We start from the raw sequence: 17,137 nt of genomic DNA, 5'->3' as shown, positions 1-17,137 counted from the left end.
TACAATACTTTGCTTTTGTAAAAAATACAGATATTTGAATAAATTGATTAGAGCCGATACTATCGGCTCTTTTTTCAGCTGAATAAATAATATGTAAGATTTTCATGGAAAAAGACCGGATACATAGATTTACTATTTGGAGAAATATAGTTTTTTTATTATATAAAATGTAAAATTTTGAATAAACAGAAGTATTTCTTTATTTTTCTTATTTTGTGTGATTCTTTTGTTTTGCCTGATAATCAGGAATTAATCATAATATTAAATATATAATAATAAAAATATATATTCTGGCTTGAAAATATACTATGATTTATATATAATTTATAATAAGTTATTTGTAAAGAGGAGTGATAGCATGAAAAAAGTCAGATTATTTATTCTGGTAATGATATGTATGTCGGCTTTGGGATCATGTGGCAGCAGAAAATGCAGTACAAACGGTATTAATGTATGCGGTCCGGCAGTAAACAGATAAAATTTAGGAGGTAATAATGAAAAGTAAGTTATTGATTTTAGCAGGAATGTTATTGTTTTGTCAGCTTAGTTTTTCTCTGAGCTGTATGTACAGGGGATATTTAAAGGAGAATAATAAAGTTTTCTATGTACATGGAAAAGATAAAGAAGAATTAAAAAATATTGATTATAAGACATTTGAAGTGGTGGATTCACTGCCTCATTTTGATCTTCTTGCCAAAGATAAAAAAAATGTATATTATCAGGGAAAAGTAATTAAAGGTGTAAATCCAAAAACCTTTAAAATAGTAAAAGAAAATTTTCCCCCAGATAAGGGACCATGGAAATATGGCTGCGGTTCTTCCGGATATATTATCGAAGATAAGGGAATACAATATGAATTAAAAGAAGTATTTTAAGATGTATACCCAAGAATTCTAAAAAATACGACAGAATAAAAAGTTACAAAAGGGAGAAAATATGAAAAAAAAATTGATAATTTTAGCTGGAATGTTTATACTTTCTCAGTTTAGCTTTTCTTTAAGCTGTTTATTTAGAGGGTATATACTGGAAAATGACAAAGTGTATTATGAATCCAGAGAAAAAATACAATTGGAAGCAGCCGATTATAAATCTTTTGAAATCATAAGCTCTGTAAATTACAGTCTTTTGGCAAAGGATACAAATAATGTATATTATCAGGGAAAAATACTTGAAAATATTAATCCGCAAACATTCAAAATAATAGAAGAAATAAAGCCGGCGATAAGACCGGTGTGGGGATATGGATGCGGAAGCTCCGGTTATATACTGGAAGATAAAGGAATAAGATATGAAGTAAAAGAAGTATTATAAATAATTTATTAAGTTTAAACCCAAATATATAATTTATGAAAGGTAAAAAGGGAAGAAAAATGATAAAACAGAAATTAACAGTGGAAGGAATTCCGGCGGTTCTGTGGGGAAAGGAAAGCAAGAAGGTTTTTATAGCGGTACATGGAAATATGTCACATAAAGAAGATATTATAATTATGAAATTTGCTGAAAAAGCTGTAAGCTCAGGCTATCAGGTATTGAGCTTTGACCTTCCCGAGCACGGAGACAGAAAAAATGAAGATACATTGTGTAAGGTTCAGGAGTGTGTGTCAGAGCTTACAGCAATAATAAATTATATAAAAGAAAGATATGAAAATGTAAGCTTGTTTGCCTGCAGCATGGGAGCTTATTTTAGTCTTATGGCGTATAAAAATGAAAAATTAAGCCAGTCATTATTTTTATCCCCGGTTGTAAATATGGGTAAAATTATTGATAATATGATGCTTTGGTTTGATATCAGTGAAGAAAGACTGGAAAAAGAAAAGGAGATAATGACTCCTATAGGGCAAAGGCTTTACTGGGATTTTTATTGTTATGTAAGGTCTCATCCTGTTACTGTATGGGATATTCCGACTTCAATTTTATACGGTTCAAAAGATGATGTTTGTGAATATGAGACGATACTCCATTTTACAGAGATTTTTCATTGTAATTTGTATATCATGGATAACAGCGGGCATTTTTTTCATACAAATGAACAGCTGGAATTTTTTGATAACTGGCTGGATAAGTCAATATTATCGTAAGAATAAACGTAAACAGAATGTTTTAAAAATTTTAATTATAAAAAAGAAGTCTTTTCCGGACTTCTTTCAAATTCTTTATTATTATATTTTAACTAAACTTCTGACTAAGTGAAAAAAATCAGTCATAGTCATGGTGTGGCATGCAGTATTTACATTTAATCTTATACGCAGGATGTCTTTTTATTTCTTCATCTAAAGAATCTGCATTAAAAATATGATGTGATTTTAGTTCCTTAAGCTGACAATTTTTACGAATGTGGTCTAAATCATGACAAATTCCTGTTGAAATATCAAGAACGTATCTTTTTTTTAAATTATGAATCATAAAAAACACCTCTCTGTAGTTAGATTTACATGACTGTATTTTTACAGATACTATTAATTTATTATAACATAAATAAAAATAAAGATATAACAAATATTTACATAAAAAAAATATATTGTAAGACAAGCAGGAATACATGCTGTTTTATATAATAAAGGAGTATAGAATGAATAATAAATTCCGGACTATAATAGGGATAACAATTTTCCCGTGTTTTCTTTTTTCAAATATATATCTAAAAACAGAAAATTCAGGAAAAAAAGAAATAACAGCAAATTCAGAAGCGGGGAAACTAGTTGTTTATTCCTATAATTGTTTTCAGGTAGGATATTTCATAAAAAATAATAAAATATTTTATTATGACGGAGTCGAAGCAAAAAAAGTTCTTGAGTCAGATATTAAAACGTTTAAGCAGATTCATTCATCAATGGGCAGGGATAAGAAAAATGTCTATTACGGTGCAGAAGTAATTAAGGGACTGGATATAAAAACACTGGTAATATATTCAGATGCTCTGGAGCTCGAAGAAACAGGACCAGAAATCGGCTGTTATCCTGTGATAGATATCCGACTCAGGGATAAAAACGGAGTATACATCATAGGGACAACGCAATCAGGTAAACCAAAACTGATAAAACAGAAAAATTCTAAACAGGACTGATAAAAAGTCTTGTTTTTTAGTTGTAAATCAAGGGCTTGAAAAAGATATGTTTTTTTAAAACTGTAAATTTTGGAAAAAATATCATACAAAATAAATAAGTATTGAAAAATTAGTTATTTAAAAATAAATAAAAAAAATAAATTTGACAAAAATATATAAATTGGATAGAATTATAAAATAGATTACTGATTCCGGCATTCTGACTCAGAGATCCGGATGCGGGTAAGGTTTTTGATATTGACAGTTATTCAGCATGTTAAATATAAGTCAGCTGAGAACCAGCAGGAAAAAGAATATTTTTACAGAGGGTGTAATATGAAGATATTAAAAGTATTAAACAATAATGTTGTCACTGTGAAAACAGAAGCCGGGGAAGAAGTTATCATTATGGGATGCGGTCTGGCTTTCGGGAAAAAACGCGGTGATAATGTAGATGAGAGTAAAATAGAAAAAATATTTACACAAACAAGGGAAGATAAAAATCTGTACAAAAAACTGGAAGACACGATAGAAAGAATACCTGCTGAATATATTGATATTACTGAAAAAATAGTAAAGCTTGCAGAAGAAAAATTACAGATGAAATTAAGTGATACTATATATATTACTTTATCAGATCACATATATTTTGCAGTAAAAAGATTCGGCGACGGACAGTCACTCAAGAATATCCTGTTCTGGGAAATAAAAAGCAGCTATAAGGATGAATATCTGATAGGACAGGAAGCGCTGAAAATAATAAAAGACACTGTAGATCTTTCACTTCCCGACGATGAAGCAGGCTTTATAGCACTTCATATAGTAAATGCAGAGTTAAATGAGAATATGATGAATGTAATGATTATTACTAAAATAATAAAAGAGATTACAAATATACTAAAATATCATTTCAATGTAGAGCTGGACGAGGAAAATCAGACATATTACAGATTTATCGTTCATCTGAAATTTCTTGCACAAAGGCTTCTTAATAATACAACCTGCAATCACAGCAATGACGATGAGCTTTTTAATGTAATAAGAGCGAGCTATAAAGAATCATTTGCCTGCACGGTAAAAATATTTGAACATATTAAAAAAAATTATAATTATAGCTTTTCCAGAGATGAAATGGTATACTTAAGTATTCATATAGAAAAGCTGAGAAAAGAATGGAATTAAATAAGAATAATATAGATGGATTGTTACTTAATATTTTTTAAGGCAAGACCTGAATTATGATATATAAATTTATGATAAATTTATATATTTTAGTTTTGGTCTTTTTTTATTAATAAATTTTAGAGAAAAATCCGGGAAAGGAGTAAAAAAGATGAATTATGCAGAATTATCAGAAAAAATTATAAAAGGAGTAGGAGGGAAGGAAAATATTGCCAGTCTTGTACACTGTGCCACAAGACTCAGGTTCAAATTAAAGGACGACAGCAAGGCCGATAAAAAAAAGATAGAAAATTTTGACGGAGTTGTAACTGTAGTGCAAAGCGGCGGACAGTTCCAGATAGTCATAGGAAACAATGTAGCAAAGGTCTATAATGAAATTATGGGGAAAATACAGCTTAATACAGAAGATTCACAAAGTGAAAAAGAAGGAAATATTCTAAACAGACTGATTTCTATTATTACTTCAATATTTACGCCGTTTTTGGGGGCTATGGCAGGTGCGGGGATATTGAAAGGACTTCTGGCACTGGCAACTTATAATAATATACTTTTAAGCCCTGATTCAGGAACTTACAGAATTCTTTATGCAGCCGGTGATTCCATATTTTATTTTCTTCCGGTTCTGCTTGCAGCAACAGCAGCCGTGAAGTTTAAGACTAACAAATATGTTTCCATGGGTATAGCACTGGCATTATTATATCCGGATATGTCAGGTCTGCTCGCATCCTCAACAGGAGAAACACTTTTGGGAATACCTGTGGCAGCAGAATTTTTGGGAATACCCGTAGTGAGTGCTTCGTATGCTTCGAGCGTAATTCCTATTCTGCTGGCAATATGGCTTCAGGGATATCTTGAAAGATTCCTAGAGAAGTTTATGCCTTTAAGCATAAAAAATATAATCATACCTCTTATAGTACTTATTATTATGGTTCCGGGAACATTTATCCTTGTCGGGCCTGTGGGCGGTTATATGGGAGAAATACTGTCAAAATTATATCTGAATGCTTATAATCTGAGCCCGATGATTGCAGGTCTTATAGTAGGGGCATTCTGGCAGGTATTTGTAATATTCGGAGTACACTGGGCTTTTATACCGATTATGATTAATAATCTGGCAACACCGCCGGCAGGTCTTGGATATGATACTATGCTTCCCATGCTTCTTGCTCCGGTTTTGGGACAGGCGGGAGCTGCACTGGGAGTATTCCTTAAAACAAAGGATAAAGGAATGAAATCATTAGCAGGTTCATCTATATTATCAGCAATATTTGGAATTACTGAGCCTACTGTTTACGGTGTTACCTTAAAGCTGAAAAAGCCATTTATATATGCCTGTATAGGCGGAGGAATAGGCGGTGCAATAGTAGGATTCGCAGAGGTAAAGGGCTTTGTTATGTCATTGGCAAGTGTACTTTCCATAGTTACATATATAAAACCGGGGACAATAACAGATCCTGCCATAACATCAAATGTGGGAGCCGGAGCAGCAGGAGCGTTTATTGCCATGATAATTGCATTTCTGCTTACTTATATACTTGGTTTCGATGATATAGACAAAACAGAAGAAAATAACCAGTCTGATGAAAGAGAAGAAGTAAAGGACAGCTTTAAGGATAGTATAAATAAAGAAACAATATACAGTCCGTTAAAAGGGAGAGTAAAAAAACTTTCAGAAACTGAAGATACAGTGTTTGCTTCGGGAGCTTTGGGAAAAGGTGTGGTAATAATACCGGAAACAGGAGAGCTGAGAGCACCTGCCGACGGAGTAATAACAAGTATTTTCACTACAAAGCATGCAATAGGAATAACAACTGTAAATGGTGCTGAAGTTTTGATACATTTAGGAATAGATACAGTACAGCTTGGAGGAAAGTATTTTGAAGCTGTGGCAAAGGAAAATGATAAGGTGAAAAAAGGAGATCTGCTTATAAAGTTTGATATGGAAAAAATAATAGATGAGGGATTTTCTATGGATACACCTGTAGTAATCAGCAATTCCGAAGAGTATATGGATGTACTTGCAGCGGATAAGGATGAAATTGATATGGAGGAACAGCTTTTGACTTTGATAAAATAGTAAGTTAAAATAAATATAAATAAACCCTGAGAGGAGAGATTAATATGTCAGAAAAGCAGTCTGTCTTACCTGAAAATTTTTTATGGGGAGGTGCTGTTGCGGCTAATCAGTGTGAAGGTGCATATCTTGAAGACGGAAAGGGATTGTCTCCTGTGGATATTCTTCCTGATGCAGCACACGGCAGATGGGAAGCACTGGAACATCCGATGAAAACATTGGAAACAAAATATGATTTTTATCCCAGTCATGAATCTATTGATTTTTATCACAGATACAAAGAGGATATAAAATTATTTGCAGAAATGGGATTTAAATGCTTTAGAACGTCAATCTGCTGGCCGAGAATATTTCCAAACGGAGATGATATGATACCAAATGAAAAAGGACTGGAATTCTATGATAATTTATTTGATGAATGTAAAAAATACGGAATAGAGCCTTTAGTAACAATAAATCATTTTGATACACCTGTAGAACTGATGAAAAAATATAACGGCTGGAAGGACAGAAGATGTATTGATTTTTATCTGAGATTCTGTGACGTTATATTCAAAAGATATAAGGGAAAAGTGAAGTACTGGATGACATTTAACGAAATAAACATGATACTTCATATACCATTTTTTGGCGGAGGAATAGATGTAACAAATGAGGAAAATCCTCTTCAGACAAAGTATCAGGCGGCACATCATCAGCTGGTAGCATCTGCTATGGCAACTAAGCTGGGACATGAAATAGATCCTGAAAATAAAATAGGATGTATGCTTGCAGCAGGACAGACATATCCATATACATGCAATCCTGAGGATATCTGGAAATCAATAGAAAAAAACAGAGAGGGTTATTTCTTTATAGACATACAGTCAAGAGGATATTATCCCAGTTACAGTAAAAGATTTTTTGAAGAAAATAATATAAAGCTGGAATTGCATGAAGGGGATGAAAAGGTATTAAGGGAAAATACAGTGGATTATATATCATTTAGTTATTATTCTTCGCGTCTGACAAGTGCTGATCCGCAAAATAACAGCAAAACTGAGGGTAATGTATTTTCAACAATGAAAAATCCATATCTTCAGGCTAGTGAGTGGGGATGGCAGATTGACCCGCTGGGATTAAGAATTACAATGAATGAGATATATGACAGATATCAAAAACCTTTATTCATAGTGGAAAATGGTCTGGGAGCCGTGGATACCGTGGAACCAGACGGAAGCATAAATGATGATTACCGTATAGAATATTTAAGAGAGCATGTACGTGAAATGAAGGAGGCAGTCCTTGACGGAGTGGAACTGATGGGATATACTCCATGGGGCTGTATAGATCTTATAAGTGCCGGAACCGGTGAAATGAAAAAACGTTATGGTTTTATATATGTTGACAGAGATAATGACGGTAACGGAACACTGGAACGAAGCAGAAAAAAATCATTTGAATGGTATAAACAGGTTATAGCAAGTAATGGGGAAAATATAAAATAATCGAAAAAATACAAAGGATGGTGTGGAAGAAAATGAAAAAGCTATTGGTTTTATTAATTATACTATTTTCCTGGGGAGTAATGGGAGAGAGTGTAAAAAATAAAAATAACACGGTAACAATTTATTTTGCCAGACATGGAAAAACTTTATTTAATACCTTTGACAGAGTACAGGGGTGGGCTGACTCGCCCTTGACTGAGCCGGGCATTGAAGTAGCAAAATATCTCGGTGAAGGATTAAAGGATATAAAATTTTCCGGATATTATTCCAGTGATGCCGGACGTCAGAGGGAAACGATGGAAGTAATACTAAATCAAATGGGAATAAAAAATTATAAATTGGTGGAAAAAAAAGGCTTGAGAGAAGTATTTTACGGAGGATTCGAAGGAGATTTTAATTCTGCCGCCAAAGAAGCTGCTGCAAAAGGAATGGGAATGAGCACTGAGGAGTATCTGAAAAACTTTGATAAAATAGATATTTCCAGAGTAGTAGATGCTATAGCAAAGGAAGATCCCAAAGGTCTTGCGGAAAATTACAGCCAGGTAAAGGAAAGAACACAAAGAGCATTAAAGGAAATAGCTGAGGAGACTGCTGCAAAAGGCGGAGGAAATGTACTTGTTATTTCATCGGGAATGTCTATTCAGGTTATGATTTCTGATATGACAGATAATCCGCAAAAAAATAAAGGACTTTCAAATGCTGCTGTAGTAAAAATCATATACAATAACGGGAAATTTACTGTAGATGAAATTGGAAGCATGAAATATGTAGAAAAAGGAAAAAAACAGTTAGAAAATTAATTAATAAGAAAAAAATAAATTTTGTGCTTGATTTTTGTAATATATGTGGTATAATTAACACATGAGTTTAAAACCTCATAACCCCCCCTTTATGAGACAGAAATAATGTAGTATTTCTGTCTCTTTTTATATAACAAAAAAGGACAGTATAAACTGTCCGTACAATAACTGTTAATGAATTTTTATGGATATAAAAATTCCAGAGCATGATCTATTGTTCCCAAAAGTCCCAAATCTTTACTTTCCATTTTAGTTATGACCGGAAGATGCATTTTATCAATGAAAGTCTCAAGGAGTGAATTTATTTCATAAATTTCTTCATGTGAAATTAACTTACATTCTATAAACAAAATTTCCGGGTTTAAAGTAGGAATCAGTTTCAGAATAAGTGAAGAAACAAACTTTATTTTTTCATCGGGAGTCTTTATTTTTTCCAGAAAATACTGCTCCATACTTTCAAATGAAATTCTGCTTTTAGAATCAAAAAGATGATCGTCAAAAGCCAGATATGAAAACTCGCCGATAAAGCTTGATTTTCCAGTATAAAGCTTATCGTTTAGAATAACACTTCCACCAACAATACTTTTATTTTCATCTCCGATATGCAGATATATTAAATTATTATAATCCTGATATTCTCTTTTATTATGGAGATTTTTTACTACAAGATTAATGTCATTTTCCAGAATTACCGGGATATCCAGTTTAGATTCAAGATATGAACCCAGTTTCTGATTGTTAAGTGAAGGTGTTATTGTAGTTTCCACTATTTTAGATGCATTTTCTATAATTCCCGGGATACCGATAGAAATAAATTTAATATGATTTTTCAGATTATTTTCTCTTATATATTTAGAAATAATCTCGCCAATTTTTTCTTTTGTAAAATTTTTAGTAGTAGAAATTCTTTTTTGGGTCTTTTTTTCAATATTTCCGATTATGTTAGTTACTAAAAAAATGATACTGTTTCTGTGAAAGAAAACTCCCAGCAGTTTACCGTAGTTTCTGTTCAGACGGTAATATGTCGGCGGCTTTCCCTCAGTACGTCTTCTTGAAGTAGAATCAACCTCTAAAATTTTTTCATCAATAAGATCATTTACATACTTATTGATAGTAGGAAGGCTTAATTTAGTAAGCTTTGAAATTTGAGGTTTGGTTAATACTTCATAAGTTTTGATCAAATTAATGATATTTTCCTTATTGTTCATTTTCTCCCCTTTCCCCTACAGTCTTTTAATATAGGGGTGATAAAAAATAATAAAAAGCTAAAACCATATTTAAAATAAAAATGTCGATCATATTCTATTATAACTTATAAAGTACTAAAAATCAATATATTAAGCTGTTTATAAAGTAAAAAACGTTGAATTAAAAATAAACTAAATAAACAGGCTAATTAAATAAACACTAATTACAGAGATCAGTATATTAAGTCCTAAATTGACTTTTTTATATGCCAGCACAAATGCTATAAAAGCTCCTATGACAGAAGTAACAATATTTCCTGTAGACGTAAAAATATCGGGAAAAATGAGAGAGCTCAATGCAGCAAAAGGCAGAGCTTTAAAAAAGGTTCTCACCTTAGGCGAAGAAGTATCCACTTTTATAAATAAAGGAATAAGTCTAAGAAAAATTGTAGAACATGATAAAATAACAACAATAAAAAAGATTTTCTGGTTAGTCATTCTCTTCACCTGTTTCTTCCTTGTAGAATAAATTCGTGTATATAACAGCTGCTAAAAGTATGGAAAGAGTTATTTTCCAACCGTTTGAAAGCAGGCTTATTACAGGAACATACATAAACATCAGTTTTATTATAATAACTAATATTACTACACGTATATACTTTATTTCCTTTTTCAGGGAAGGTACAATAAGCCCGAGAAATAATGCATATAATATTATATTAAGGCTGTTTGACAGAGTCTGCGGCAGTACGTCTCCGAATAAAGAACCTGCAAGTGTTCCAAACCCGAATGAGAGGTAAGGCAGTGTATTAAGCCCCAGCATGTAGTAAGGGTTATTATTGGAATAAAAAGAAAGATAAGATATAGTTTCATCTGTAAGTCCCAGCCCTATAAGGGCCTTAAATTTAAATGATGCTTTATTTTCCAGTTTTTGATAAATTAGCAGGTTTAAAAGAGAATATCTGGAATTCAGTATAATAACTGCCAAAATAATCTCAAAAATTCTGGAAGTACCATCAAACATCAGCTTTGTACTGATGAATTGTGAAGCTCCTGCATAGTTAACCAAAGACATAAAAAAAGACAGTAAAGAATTCATACCGGAATTTTTAGAGAAAATTCCGAAGGAAACCCCGAGAGGAATATAACCAATTGCAATACTGCTGCCAGTCAGAAGACCGAGTTTGAAATTTTTTAAATTAGTAGTTGACATATACTCCCTTTCAATATTAAAATCTATATGTACATTATAAAGGTTTGGTGATAAAATGAAAAGATTTTTTTTATTAATGATCTCATTAATAACAGTAATACTGCTGGTAGTTTCCTGTGAAAAAGGGGAAAAAACGGTAAGAGTACCTTTGTTTTTAGTAAATAAAGCTGTTGCCAAAGAATTTCCTGTGGATAAAAATCTGGTTCTGGCAAGAGCTCTTCTTGAAAATCCGAAAGTATCTTTTAGTGATGAGAGACTTATTATGGATCTGGATTATAAAATTTCACTTGCCGGAAACAAGTCAGAGGGTAAAACAAAAGTAAGCAGCGCAGTGTCATATGACAGTGCTACAAGAGAAGTTTATCTTACTAATCTGTCAGTAGATGAGATCAGAAATAAGGATGGTTCACTTGTAGAAAAGGGGAGAATTTATGATGTAATAAATGAGCTTCTGGCAAATTATCTTGCTAAAAAGCCTGTTTATGAGATGGAGGAAAAATATAAAGATTATGAAATTCTTGGTATAAAAATAGAAAAAGGAAGTCTTTATGTAACGGTAAAAAACTAAGAGAAAGACCATATGAATCACAAGAAGGATTTATATGGTCTTTCTTTTATATAAATAATTGTGTTTCTGGATTAAAAGAAATACTTTAATTTCTCTTCAGGCTCTTTTTTACCAAGAAACGATCCGATTATAAAAAATAATATAGAGATCAGAATAGCAGGTACAATCTGGTTTGTTTCAAAAACAGTTATTTTCTTGTATGAAAGATAGATAAAGGAAACAACACCGCTTAGCATGGATAATACAGCACCTGTGGAATTTGCCCTTCTCCAGTAAAGTCCGAAAAGTATAGGGCACAGAAAAGATGCTTCAAGTCCTCCGAATGCAAAAAGATTAATATAAACCAGCAGCTTTGGAGGGTCAAGAGACAGAAAAAATACAATTAACCCAATAATAAGAGTAGTCATAGTACTGATAGTTCTTATTTTTTTCTCATTTATTTTTTTTGATTTTGAAAAATAGTTAAGGTATAAGTCTTTTACTATTGCTGATGAAGCAATAATAAGCATTGTATCAATAGTGGACATAATTGCCGCAAGCGGTCCTCCTATAAAAATACCTACTAAAATAGGATTCAGATACTTCAGGCTGACCATAGGAATCAGCTTATCACCGACCTCTGCTCCGGGCATCAGCGGAATAGACATAAATCCTATCATATGTGTAACAATCATAAGAAAGCCTACTACAAGTGTTCCTATAAACATAGCATTATGCATAGATTTTGAATCTTTAAATCCCATACATCTGACAGTAGTCTGAGGCAGTCCTAAAATTGCCACTCCTACAAGCACCCAGAATGAAAGAAGATAAGGGATAGGAAGATTTCCGCCTGAATCAGGTCTCAAAAGATCAGGATTTATTTCAGCTATATTTTTTACAATATTTCCCATACCTCCGCCTACCTGGTACAGCTTTAAAAACAAACATACAGCGGCAATAATCATAACCACGCCCTGTATGGCATCCGTTATGGCTACAGTTCTGAAACCGCCGAAAGCAGTGTAAATAATAACAATAAGGCAAAATAAAATAAGTCCGGTAGTATAGTCATATCCGGTAACAGTTTCAATAAGACGTGCACCGCCTATGAACTGCGCAATCATCGAGGCTATAAAAAAAACAAGAGTCAGCAGAGCGCCGCTTACCACTACAATATCACTGCTGTACCGTGCTTTAAGATAATCTATTATAGTAACGCCGTTTATTTTTCTTGATATAATAGCCAGTTTTTTTCCAAGTATTCCCAAAGTCAGAAAAGCTGTGGGTGTTTGTATACAGGCAAGAAAAACCCAGCCGAGTCCTATGTTATATGCAATAGCCGGACCGCCTATAAACGAACTTGCACTTACATAACTTGCTATAATGGTCATGGCAAGAACAAAACCGCCCATGCTCCGGCTTCCCATGTAGTATTCTTCAATAAAATTTAAATTTGAACGTTTTTCCATCCGTTTTACCCTGTATGCGATATAAAGCATGATCATCAGATAGATTATTATAGGTAATATGATAAGTAATTTATTATTTGTCAATTTTTTCACATCCCTGCTCTTCATTTTCAAAATTTTCATCTAAAGGTATATCTTTAAAAAAGTATTTCAGAGAAAAGTAAACCAGAGTGGAAAAAACCATAAATCCCAAAATACATGAATAGAAAAACCAGCTCGGAAGTCCGAAAATATAAGTATATTCCTCAGTCTTTCTGTTCCCCAGTCCGAAGCCGAACAGACACCACCATAAAAAATAAAAGATATACAATATACACGTAATAATTACTTCTTTTTGAATTTGTTTTTTTATACTTTCTTTCAAAATACACCTCCGCTAAATGTAATATTTTAGAAAAAATATTGTTTAAGTGATTATACATGATATAATCCAAGATATCAAGTATATTAAATCTCAGGGTATATTATGGCAAAATGAAGTGATTTTATAAAAATGACAGCTACAGTAAAAATATCAGGAGATATTAATAAACATACTGTGAACACTGATATCTGTTAATTTTATTTTTATAAATCAGATGTGCAAAATAAATAAATTTTATATAAAAGAATTGTCATGGAACAGAAAGTATTTTGTTATTATGATATTCCAAGTGTAGTTTTTATTCTTATATTATTTCATATTCTGTTATCGGCAGTATTATTATCAGCCATATCTGTAAAAGGGGCTTTGGATATCTGACATTGCTTGATATTACATCAGTAAAGCTTGCAAATATTTGAAAAATGAAATAAAATAATATATGAAATTTTGATATCCTGATTATAAAAAAATATAATATTAACAGAAATCAGGGAAACTGTAAAATTTTATAATTTAAACAAAAAGTAAAGTGTACCGGAAAGGATAAAATAATGAAAAATATCTTAATCGGGGTAAGCGGAGGTATTGCAGCATATAAGGCTGCGAATATAGTATCAGGCTTGAGAAAAAGGGGATATGACGTAAAAGTAGTGATGACTGAAAATGCAGCTAAAATAATAACGCCGCTAGCATTCGAATCGTTATCAAAGCATGATGTAGCAGTGGATATGTGGGAAAGAAATTTTAATGTGAATGTGGAACATATTGCTCTTGCTGACTGGGCTGATATTATACTGGTAGCACCAGCTACATATAATATAGTGGGAAAGGTAGCCGGAGGTATAGCAGATGATATGCTTTCCACTGTAATTTCAGCATTTAATAAAACTGTTTATTTTGCACTGGCAATGAATGTAAGAATGTATGAAAATCCAATCTTGGCTGAAAATATAAAAAAATTAAAAAAATACGGTTATAAATTTATAGAAGCAGATGAAGGACTTCTGGCTTGTAATGTAAATGCTAAAGGAAGATTGAAAAACGAGCAGGAGATTATAAAGATAATTTCAAAAGAACTGGAAGAAACTGAAAAAATCAGTACAGATAAGCCTTTGGCAGGGAAAAAGGTATTGATAACAGCGGGAAGAACTGAGGAGCCGTTAGACCCTATAAGATATTTTTCAAACAGATCTACAGGAAAAATGGGATATTCTCTCGGTGAAGAAGCTGAAAAGCTGGGAGCTGATGTTACAATTGTGAGCGGACCGACAAATATAGACAAGCCTGACCGGGTAAATATAGTAGAGGTAAGAACAGCGGAGGAAATGTACGGAGAAGTGATGAAATATGAGGCGGAGCAGGATATTATCATTGCAGCAGCAGCAGTAGCCGATTACAGACCTGAATATACTGCAGATAAAAAGATAAAAAAAGGTGATATGTTAACAGTTAATTTTATAAGAAATAAAGATATTCTTCTGGAATTAGGAAAAATAAAAAAGGATAAAATTCTGGTGGGCTTTGCTGCTGAAAGTGAAAATTTAATTGAAAATGCAAAAGAAAAGCTCCAGAAAAAAAATCTTGATATGATTGTAGTAAATTCTGTCGATAATTTCGGAACTGATGATAATACAATTACTTTATTGGGAAAAGATTTTGAAACAGATTTTGAAAAAATGGAAAAAAAGAAGGTCTCGAAAGAGATATGGAAAACTATTGAAGAAAAATTTTTATAAAATCATATAATTAAGAAAGTTACTTCCACCTGATCTGTGGAAGTAACTTTTTTTGTACTGTTATTTCACTTTAAGAAAGATTTTTAAACCATATATGATTTATTTCAAAAACCATCTGTGCTGATCTTAAAATTTGATTTTGCGATTATACTATTTAGAAAATTTGACCCCGATAATTCAAATACATCTGTTTTTATTTATTTAAAGTTTCTTGCAAGCGGTGGTTTTATAATTATATATTATCATGAAATTTTGAGGTATATGCGGGGTTATAACTTATCAAAATTAAAAAATATTATTTCCAAAACTCTTATTCCACTACAATGTTTAATATACTAGTTACTTTAATAAATAATACTGTGACGAGTATTTCAAAAAAAATTATAACAGATTACAGTAAACAGTCTGGATAATTCTCCGGTTTTGAAAAAATCTCTGTATAAGCATATGGTTTTAAAATGTACTAAAGTAAAAAATGTAAATTTATATATTTTCACGGGGTATATTATTACATGAATATTCTATTTATAGTATAATACAAAAGATGTGGTCTAGCTGCTAAATATAATACTTATTAATTTATGCAGACTGCTTTTTGCACTTAATATAATCCGTTATACGCTGTTACATTTTCATTGGAAGGTAGTTAAAATCAAAACTTTTGTTTCAAGATACTCCTTTCTCAAATTTTTTAGTTAACATAATTATATATTATGTTAACTTACCTAATAGAATTAATACTTGACAAACTAAATGATAAAATTATACAATATCGTATATATAAAAAGTTTTGATTTAAAGATTGATATTTTAAAGAAAAGTTTATAAAACAAAAAATGAGTATAATTGTAAAAAGATTAAAAAGTATAGTTGATAAGCTAAAAATATTTTTCTTAAAAAATTAGGGCTTTTTATTTTTTATTTAAATAAGTTAACATAATATATAATTATGTTAACTATTTTGTAGTTTTGTGTTATAATCAAAAAATAAGGGTTTAGAGAAGCTATTAATAAATTGATACAAAATTTTTTTTTTCTGCAAAATAAAGGAAAAAAGCTTCTGTAATATTTGAAAATAAATTATTTGAAATACTTTTTACAGTTATAAAGTTTTTCGAAATAAATAAAACAAATTAATAAATAACTTTAATTATGAAGATAACACATTGGGGAAAATATTTATGGATAAAATTATAGAAGAATATAAAAATACTCTTCAGATGAAATTTTTTTCGCAGACTACAATTAACGCATATATGGCGGATATAAAAAAGTTTTTGGAATTTCTTCCTGAAAAAAATCTGGAGATTATTCCAAAAGAGATTCATAATTACAGAAAATATCTGAAAAACAATTATAAAGTGAGTACAATAAACAGAAAAGTAACTACTTTAAATAATTTTTTTAAGAGTCTGGGTATAGATGTAAGATTAAAAGCAGAGAAAGTGCACAGAATGAGTATTAAAGATGACTTTCTTACGGAAAGGGAGTATAAAAGACTTCTGAAATTTGCTATTAACGAGAAAATCAGGATTACTATGGTGGTTCTGGCTCATACTGGAATAAGAGTATCCGAACTCAAGTATATTCATGTAGAAAATCTGAAAACAGGTATAGTGGAAATAGAGAATAAAGGAAAAATCAGAATTATAATTCTTTCAAAAAATTTGATAAATATATTGAAAAAATACTGCGGAGAAAGAAATATAAAAAGCGGAAGCATAATCGAAGTAAGCAGGATATACATACATAATTCACTGAAACAAAGTGCAGCCAATGCACGCGGCGGTTTGAAAAAGAGCAAGGTACATGCACATGCTTTCAGGCACTTATTTGCTGTTCAGTTTTTGAAAAAGAATAATAATATTGCTGCACTTGCAGATATACTGGGACATTCCTCACTGGAAACCACCAGAATATATACAAGTCTGAATAAGAGACAATTTCAGGAGATGCTGGAGGATATAATATAAAAATATAGACATGCAAAAGTTTATATGAAACAAAATGTTTTTATATTAAATCAAAGAGC

Annotated in this window: 16 protein-coding genes; 11 read left to right on the top strand and 5 right to left on the bottom strand. The window is 31.5% G+C overall.

Going from position 1 to position 17,137, the window contains the following annotated elements:
- Positions 1-494: 494 nt before the first annotated feature.
- From STERM_RS12535 to STERM_RS12495, 8 genes are all read left to right on the top strand, one after another.
- Positions 495-875, top strand: a complete 381-nt coding sequence (locus STERM_RS12535; protein ID WP_012861998.1) for a DKNYY domain-containing protein — start codon at positions 495-497, stop codon at positions 873-875.
- Positions 876-936: 61 nt separating this feature from the next.
- Entirely contained in the window at positions 937-1,311 is a 375-nt protein-coding gene (locus STERM_RS12530) for a DKNYY domain-containing protein (protein WP_012861997.1), read from the top strand.
- A 59-nt stretch (positions 1,312-1,370) separates the two neighbouring features.
- A complete protein-coding gene (locus STERM_RS12525; protein ID WP_012861996.1) occupies positions 1,371-2,078 on the top strand; it encodes an alpha/beta hydrolase in 708 nt (235 codons plus the stop codon).
- Between the two features lie 491 nt (positions 2,079-2,569).
- Positions 2,570-3,064, top strand: a complete 495-nt coding sequence (locus tag STERM_RS12515) for a DKNYY domain-containing protein (RefSeq protein WP_012861994.1) — start codon at positions 2,570-2,572, stop codon at positions 3,062-3,064.
- A gap of 315 nt (positions 3,065-3,379) precedes the next feature.
- Complete coding sequence (licT, locus tag STERM_RS12510) at positions 3,380-4,225, top strand: BglG family transcription antiterminator LicT (RefSeq protein ID WP_012861993.1); 846 nt, start codon at positions 3,380-3,382, stop codon at positions 4,223-4,225.
- A gap of 151 nt (positions 4,226-4,376) precedes the next feature.
- The gene (locus tag STERM_RS12505) at positions 4,377-6,302 is read left to right on the top strand and encodes a beta-glucoside-specific PTS transporter subunit IIABC (RefSeq protein WP_012861992.1); all 1,926 of its coding nucleotides are present in this window, start codon (positions 4,377-4,379) and stop codon (positions 6,300-6,302) included.
- A 44-nt stretch (positions 6,303-6,346) separates the two neighbouring features.
- A complete protein-coding gene (locus STERM_RS12500; RefSeq protein ID WP_012861991.1) occupies positions 6,347-7,786 on the top strand; it encodes a 6-phospho-beta-glucosidase in 1,440 nt (479 codons plus the stop codon).
- A 32-nt stretch (positions 7,787-7,818) separates the two neighbouring features.
- Complete coding sequence (locus STERM_RS12495; RefSeq protein WP_012861990.1) at positions 7,819-8,586, top strand: histidine phosphatase family protein; 768 nt, start codon at positions 7,819-7,821, stop codon at positions 8,584-8,586.
- A 182-nt stretch (positions 8,587-8,768) separates the two neighbouring features.
- Here the strand turns inward: STERM_RS12495 and STERM_RS12490 are convergent, their stop codons facing one another.
- From STERM_RS12490 to STERM_RS12480, 3 genes are all read right to left on the bottom strand, one after another.
- Positions 8,769-9,794, bottom strand: a complete 1,026-nt coding sequence (locus STERM_RS12490; protein WP_012861989.1) for an ROK family protein — start codon at positions 9,792-9,794, stop codon at positions 8,769-8,771.
- A gap of 171 nt (positions 9,795-9,965) precedes the next feature.
- The gene (locus tag STERM_RS22835) at positions 9,966-10,271 is read right to left on the bottom strand and encodes an AzlD domain-containing protein (RefSeq protein WP_012861988.1); all 306 of its coding nucleotides are present in this window, start codon (positions 10,269-10,271) and stop codon (positions 9,966-9,968) included.
- Positions 10,264-10,986: an AzlC family ABC transporter permease gene (locus STERM_RS12480; protein ID WP_012861987.1), complete on the bottom strand. Its 723-nt coding sequence runs from the start codon at positions 10,984-10,986 to the stop codon at positions 10,264-10,266. Before STERM_RS12480 ends, STERM_RS22835 begins: the two co-directional genes overlap by 8 nt.
- 55 nt (positions 10,987-11,041) lie before the next feature.
- Between STERM_RS12480 and STERM_RS12475 the strand changes: the two genes are divergently transcribed.
- Positions 11,042-11,554: a DUF1439 domain-containing protein gene (locus STERM_RS12475; RefSeq protein WP_012861986.1), complete on the top strand. Its 513-nt coding sequence runs from the start codon at positions 11,042-11,044 to the stop codon at positions 11,552-11,554.
- Between the two features lie 71 nt (positions 11,555-11,625).
- On the opposite strand, the gene panF is transcribed toward STERM_RS12475, so the two are convergent.
- Both panF and STERM_RS12465 read right to left on the bottom strand, forming a co-directional pair.
- On the bottom strand, positions 11,626-13,089 hold the full coding sequence (panF, locus tag STERM_RS12470; RefSeq protein ID WP_012861985.1) for a sodium/pantothenate symporter: 1,464 nt from the start codon (positions 13,087-13,089) through the stop codon (positions 11,626-11,628).
- Positions 13,079-13,369, bottom strand: coding sequence for a YhdT family protein (locus STERM_RS12465; protein WP_012861984.1), 291 nt, complete (start codon positions 13,367-13,369; stop codon positions 13,079-13,081). Before STERM_RS12465 ends, panF begins: the two co-directional genes overlap by 11 nt.
- Before the next feature lie 551 nt (positions 13,370-13,920).
- On the opposite strand from STERM_RS12465, the gene coaBC reads away from it, so the two are divergent.
- Together coaBC and STERM_RS12455 are read left to right on the top strand one after the other, a co-directional pair.
- Complete coding sequence (coaBC, locus tag STERM_RS12460) at positions 13,921-15,105, top strand: bifunctional phosphopantothenoylcysteine decarboxylase/phosphopantothenate--cysteine ligase CoaBC (RefSeq protein WP_012861983.1); 1,185 nt, start codon at positions 13,921-13,923, stop codon at positions 15,103-15,105.
- Positions 15,106-16,286: 1,181 nt separating this feature from the next.
- A complete protein-coding gene (locus STERM_RS12455) occupies positions 16,287-17,078 on the top strand; it encodes a tyrosine-type recombinase/integrase (protein WP_012861982.1) in 792 nt (263 codons plus the stop codon).
- The last annotated feature ends 59 nt before the right edge of the window (positions 17,079-17,137 follow it).

It is taken from the genome of Sebaldella termitidis ATCC 33386 (genome assembly GCF_000024405.1).
In the GTDB taxonomy this organism is placed as follows: Bacteria; Fusobacteriota; Fusobacteriia; order Fusobacteriales; family Leptotrichiaceae; genus Sebaldella; species Sebaldella termitidis.
Note: the sequence above shows the minus strand (reverse complement) of the source record. Positions and strands in the feature narration are given on the sequence as shown.

What these genes read in the sequence shown, in the direction of transcription:
- STERM_RS12535 (WP_012861998.1), top strand. Translation starts at nt 495, where the DNA reads ATGAAAAGTAAGTTATTGATTTTAGCAGGAATGTTATTGTTTTGTCAG.
- STERM_RS12530 (WP_012861997.1), top strand. Translation starts at nt 937, where the DNA reads ATGAAAAAAAAATTGATAATTTTAGCTGGAATGTTTATACTTTCTCAG.
- STERM_RS12525 (WP_012861996.1), top strand. Translation starts at nt 1,371, where the DNA reads ATGATAAAACAGAAATTAACAGTGGAAGGAATTCCGGCGGTTCTGTGG.
- STERM_RS12515 (WP_012861994.1), top strand. Translation starts at nt 2,570, where the DNA reads ATGAATAATAAATTCCGGACTATAATAGGGATAACAATTTTCCCGTGT.
- licT (WP_012861993.1), top strand. Translation starts at nt 3,380, where the DNA reads ATGAAGATATTAAAAGTATTAAACAATAATGTTGTCACTGTGAAAACA.
- STERM_RS12505 (WP_012861992.1), top strand. Translation starts at nt 4,377, where the DNA reads ATGAATTATGCAGAATTATCAGAAAAAATTATAAAAGGAGTAGGAGGG.
- STERM_RS12500 (WP_012861991.1), top strand. Translation starts at nt 6,347, where the DNA reads ATGTCAGAAAAGCAGTCTGTCTTACCTGAAAATTTTTTATGGGGAGGT.
- STERM_RS12495 (WP_012861990.1), top strand. Translation starts at nt 7,819, where the DNA reads ATGAAAAAGCTATTGGTTTTATTAATTATACTATTTTCCTGGGGAGTA.
- STERM_RS12490 (WP_012861989.1), bottom strand. Translation starts at nt 9,794, where the DNA reads ATGAACAATAAGGAAAATATCATTAATTTGATCAAAACTTATGAAGTA.
- STERM_RS22835 (WP_012861988.1), bottom strand. Translation starts at nt 10,271, where the DNA reads ATGACTAACCAGAAAATCTTTTTTATTGTTGTTATTTTATCATGTTCT.
- STERM_RS12480 (WP_012861987.1), bottom strand. Translation starts at nt 10,986, where the DNA reads ATGTCAACTACTAATTTAAAAAATTTCAAACTCGGTCTTCTGACTGGC.
- STERM_RS12475 (WP_012861986.1), top strand. Translation starts at nt 11,042, where the DNA reads ATGAAAAGATTTTTTTTATTAATGATCTCATTAATAACAGTAATACTG.
- coaBC (WP_012861983.1), top strand. Translation starts at nt 13,921, where the DNA reads ATGAAAAATATCTTAATCGGGGTAAGCGGAGGTATTGCAGCATATAAG.
- STERM_RS12455 (WP_012861982.1), top strand. Translation starts at nt 16,287, where the DNA reads ATGGATAAAATTATAGAAGAATATAAAAATACTCTTCAGATGAAATTT.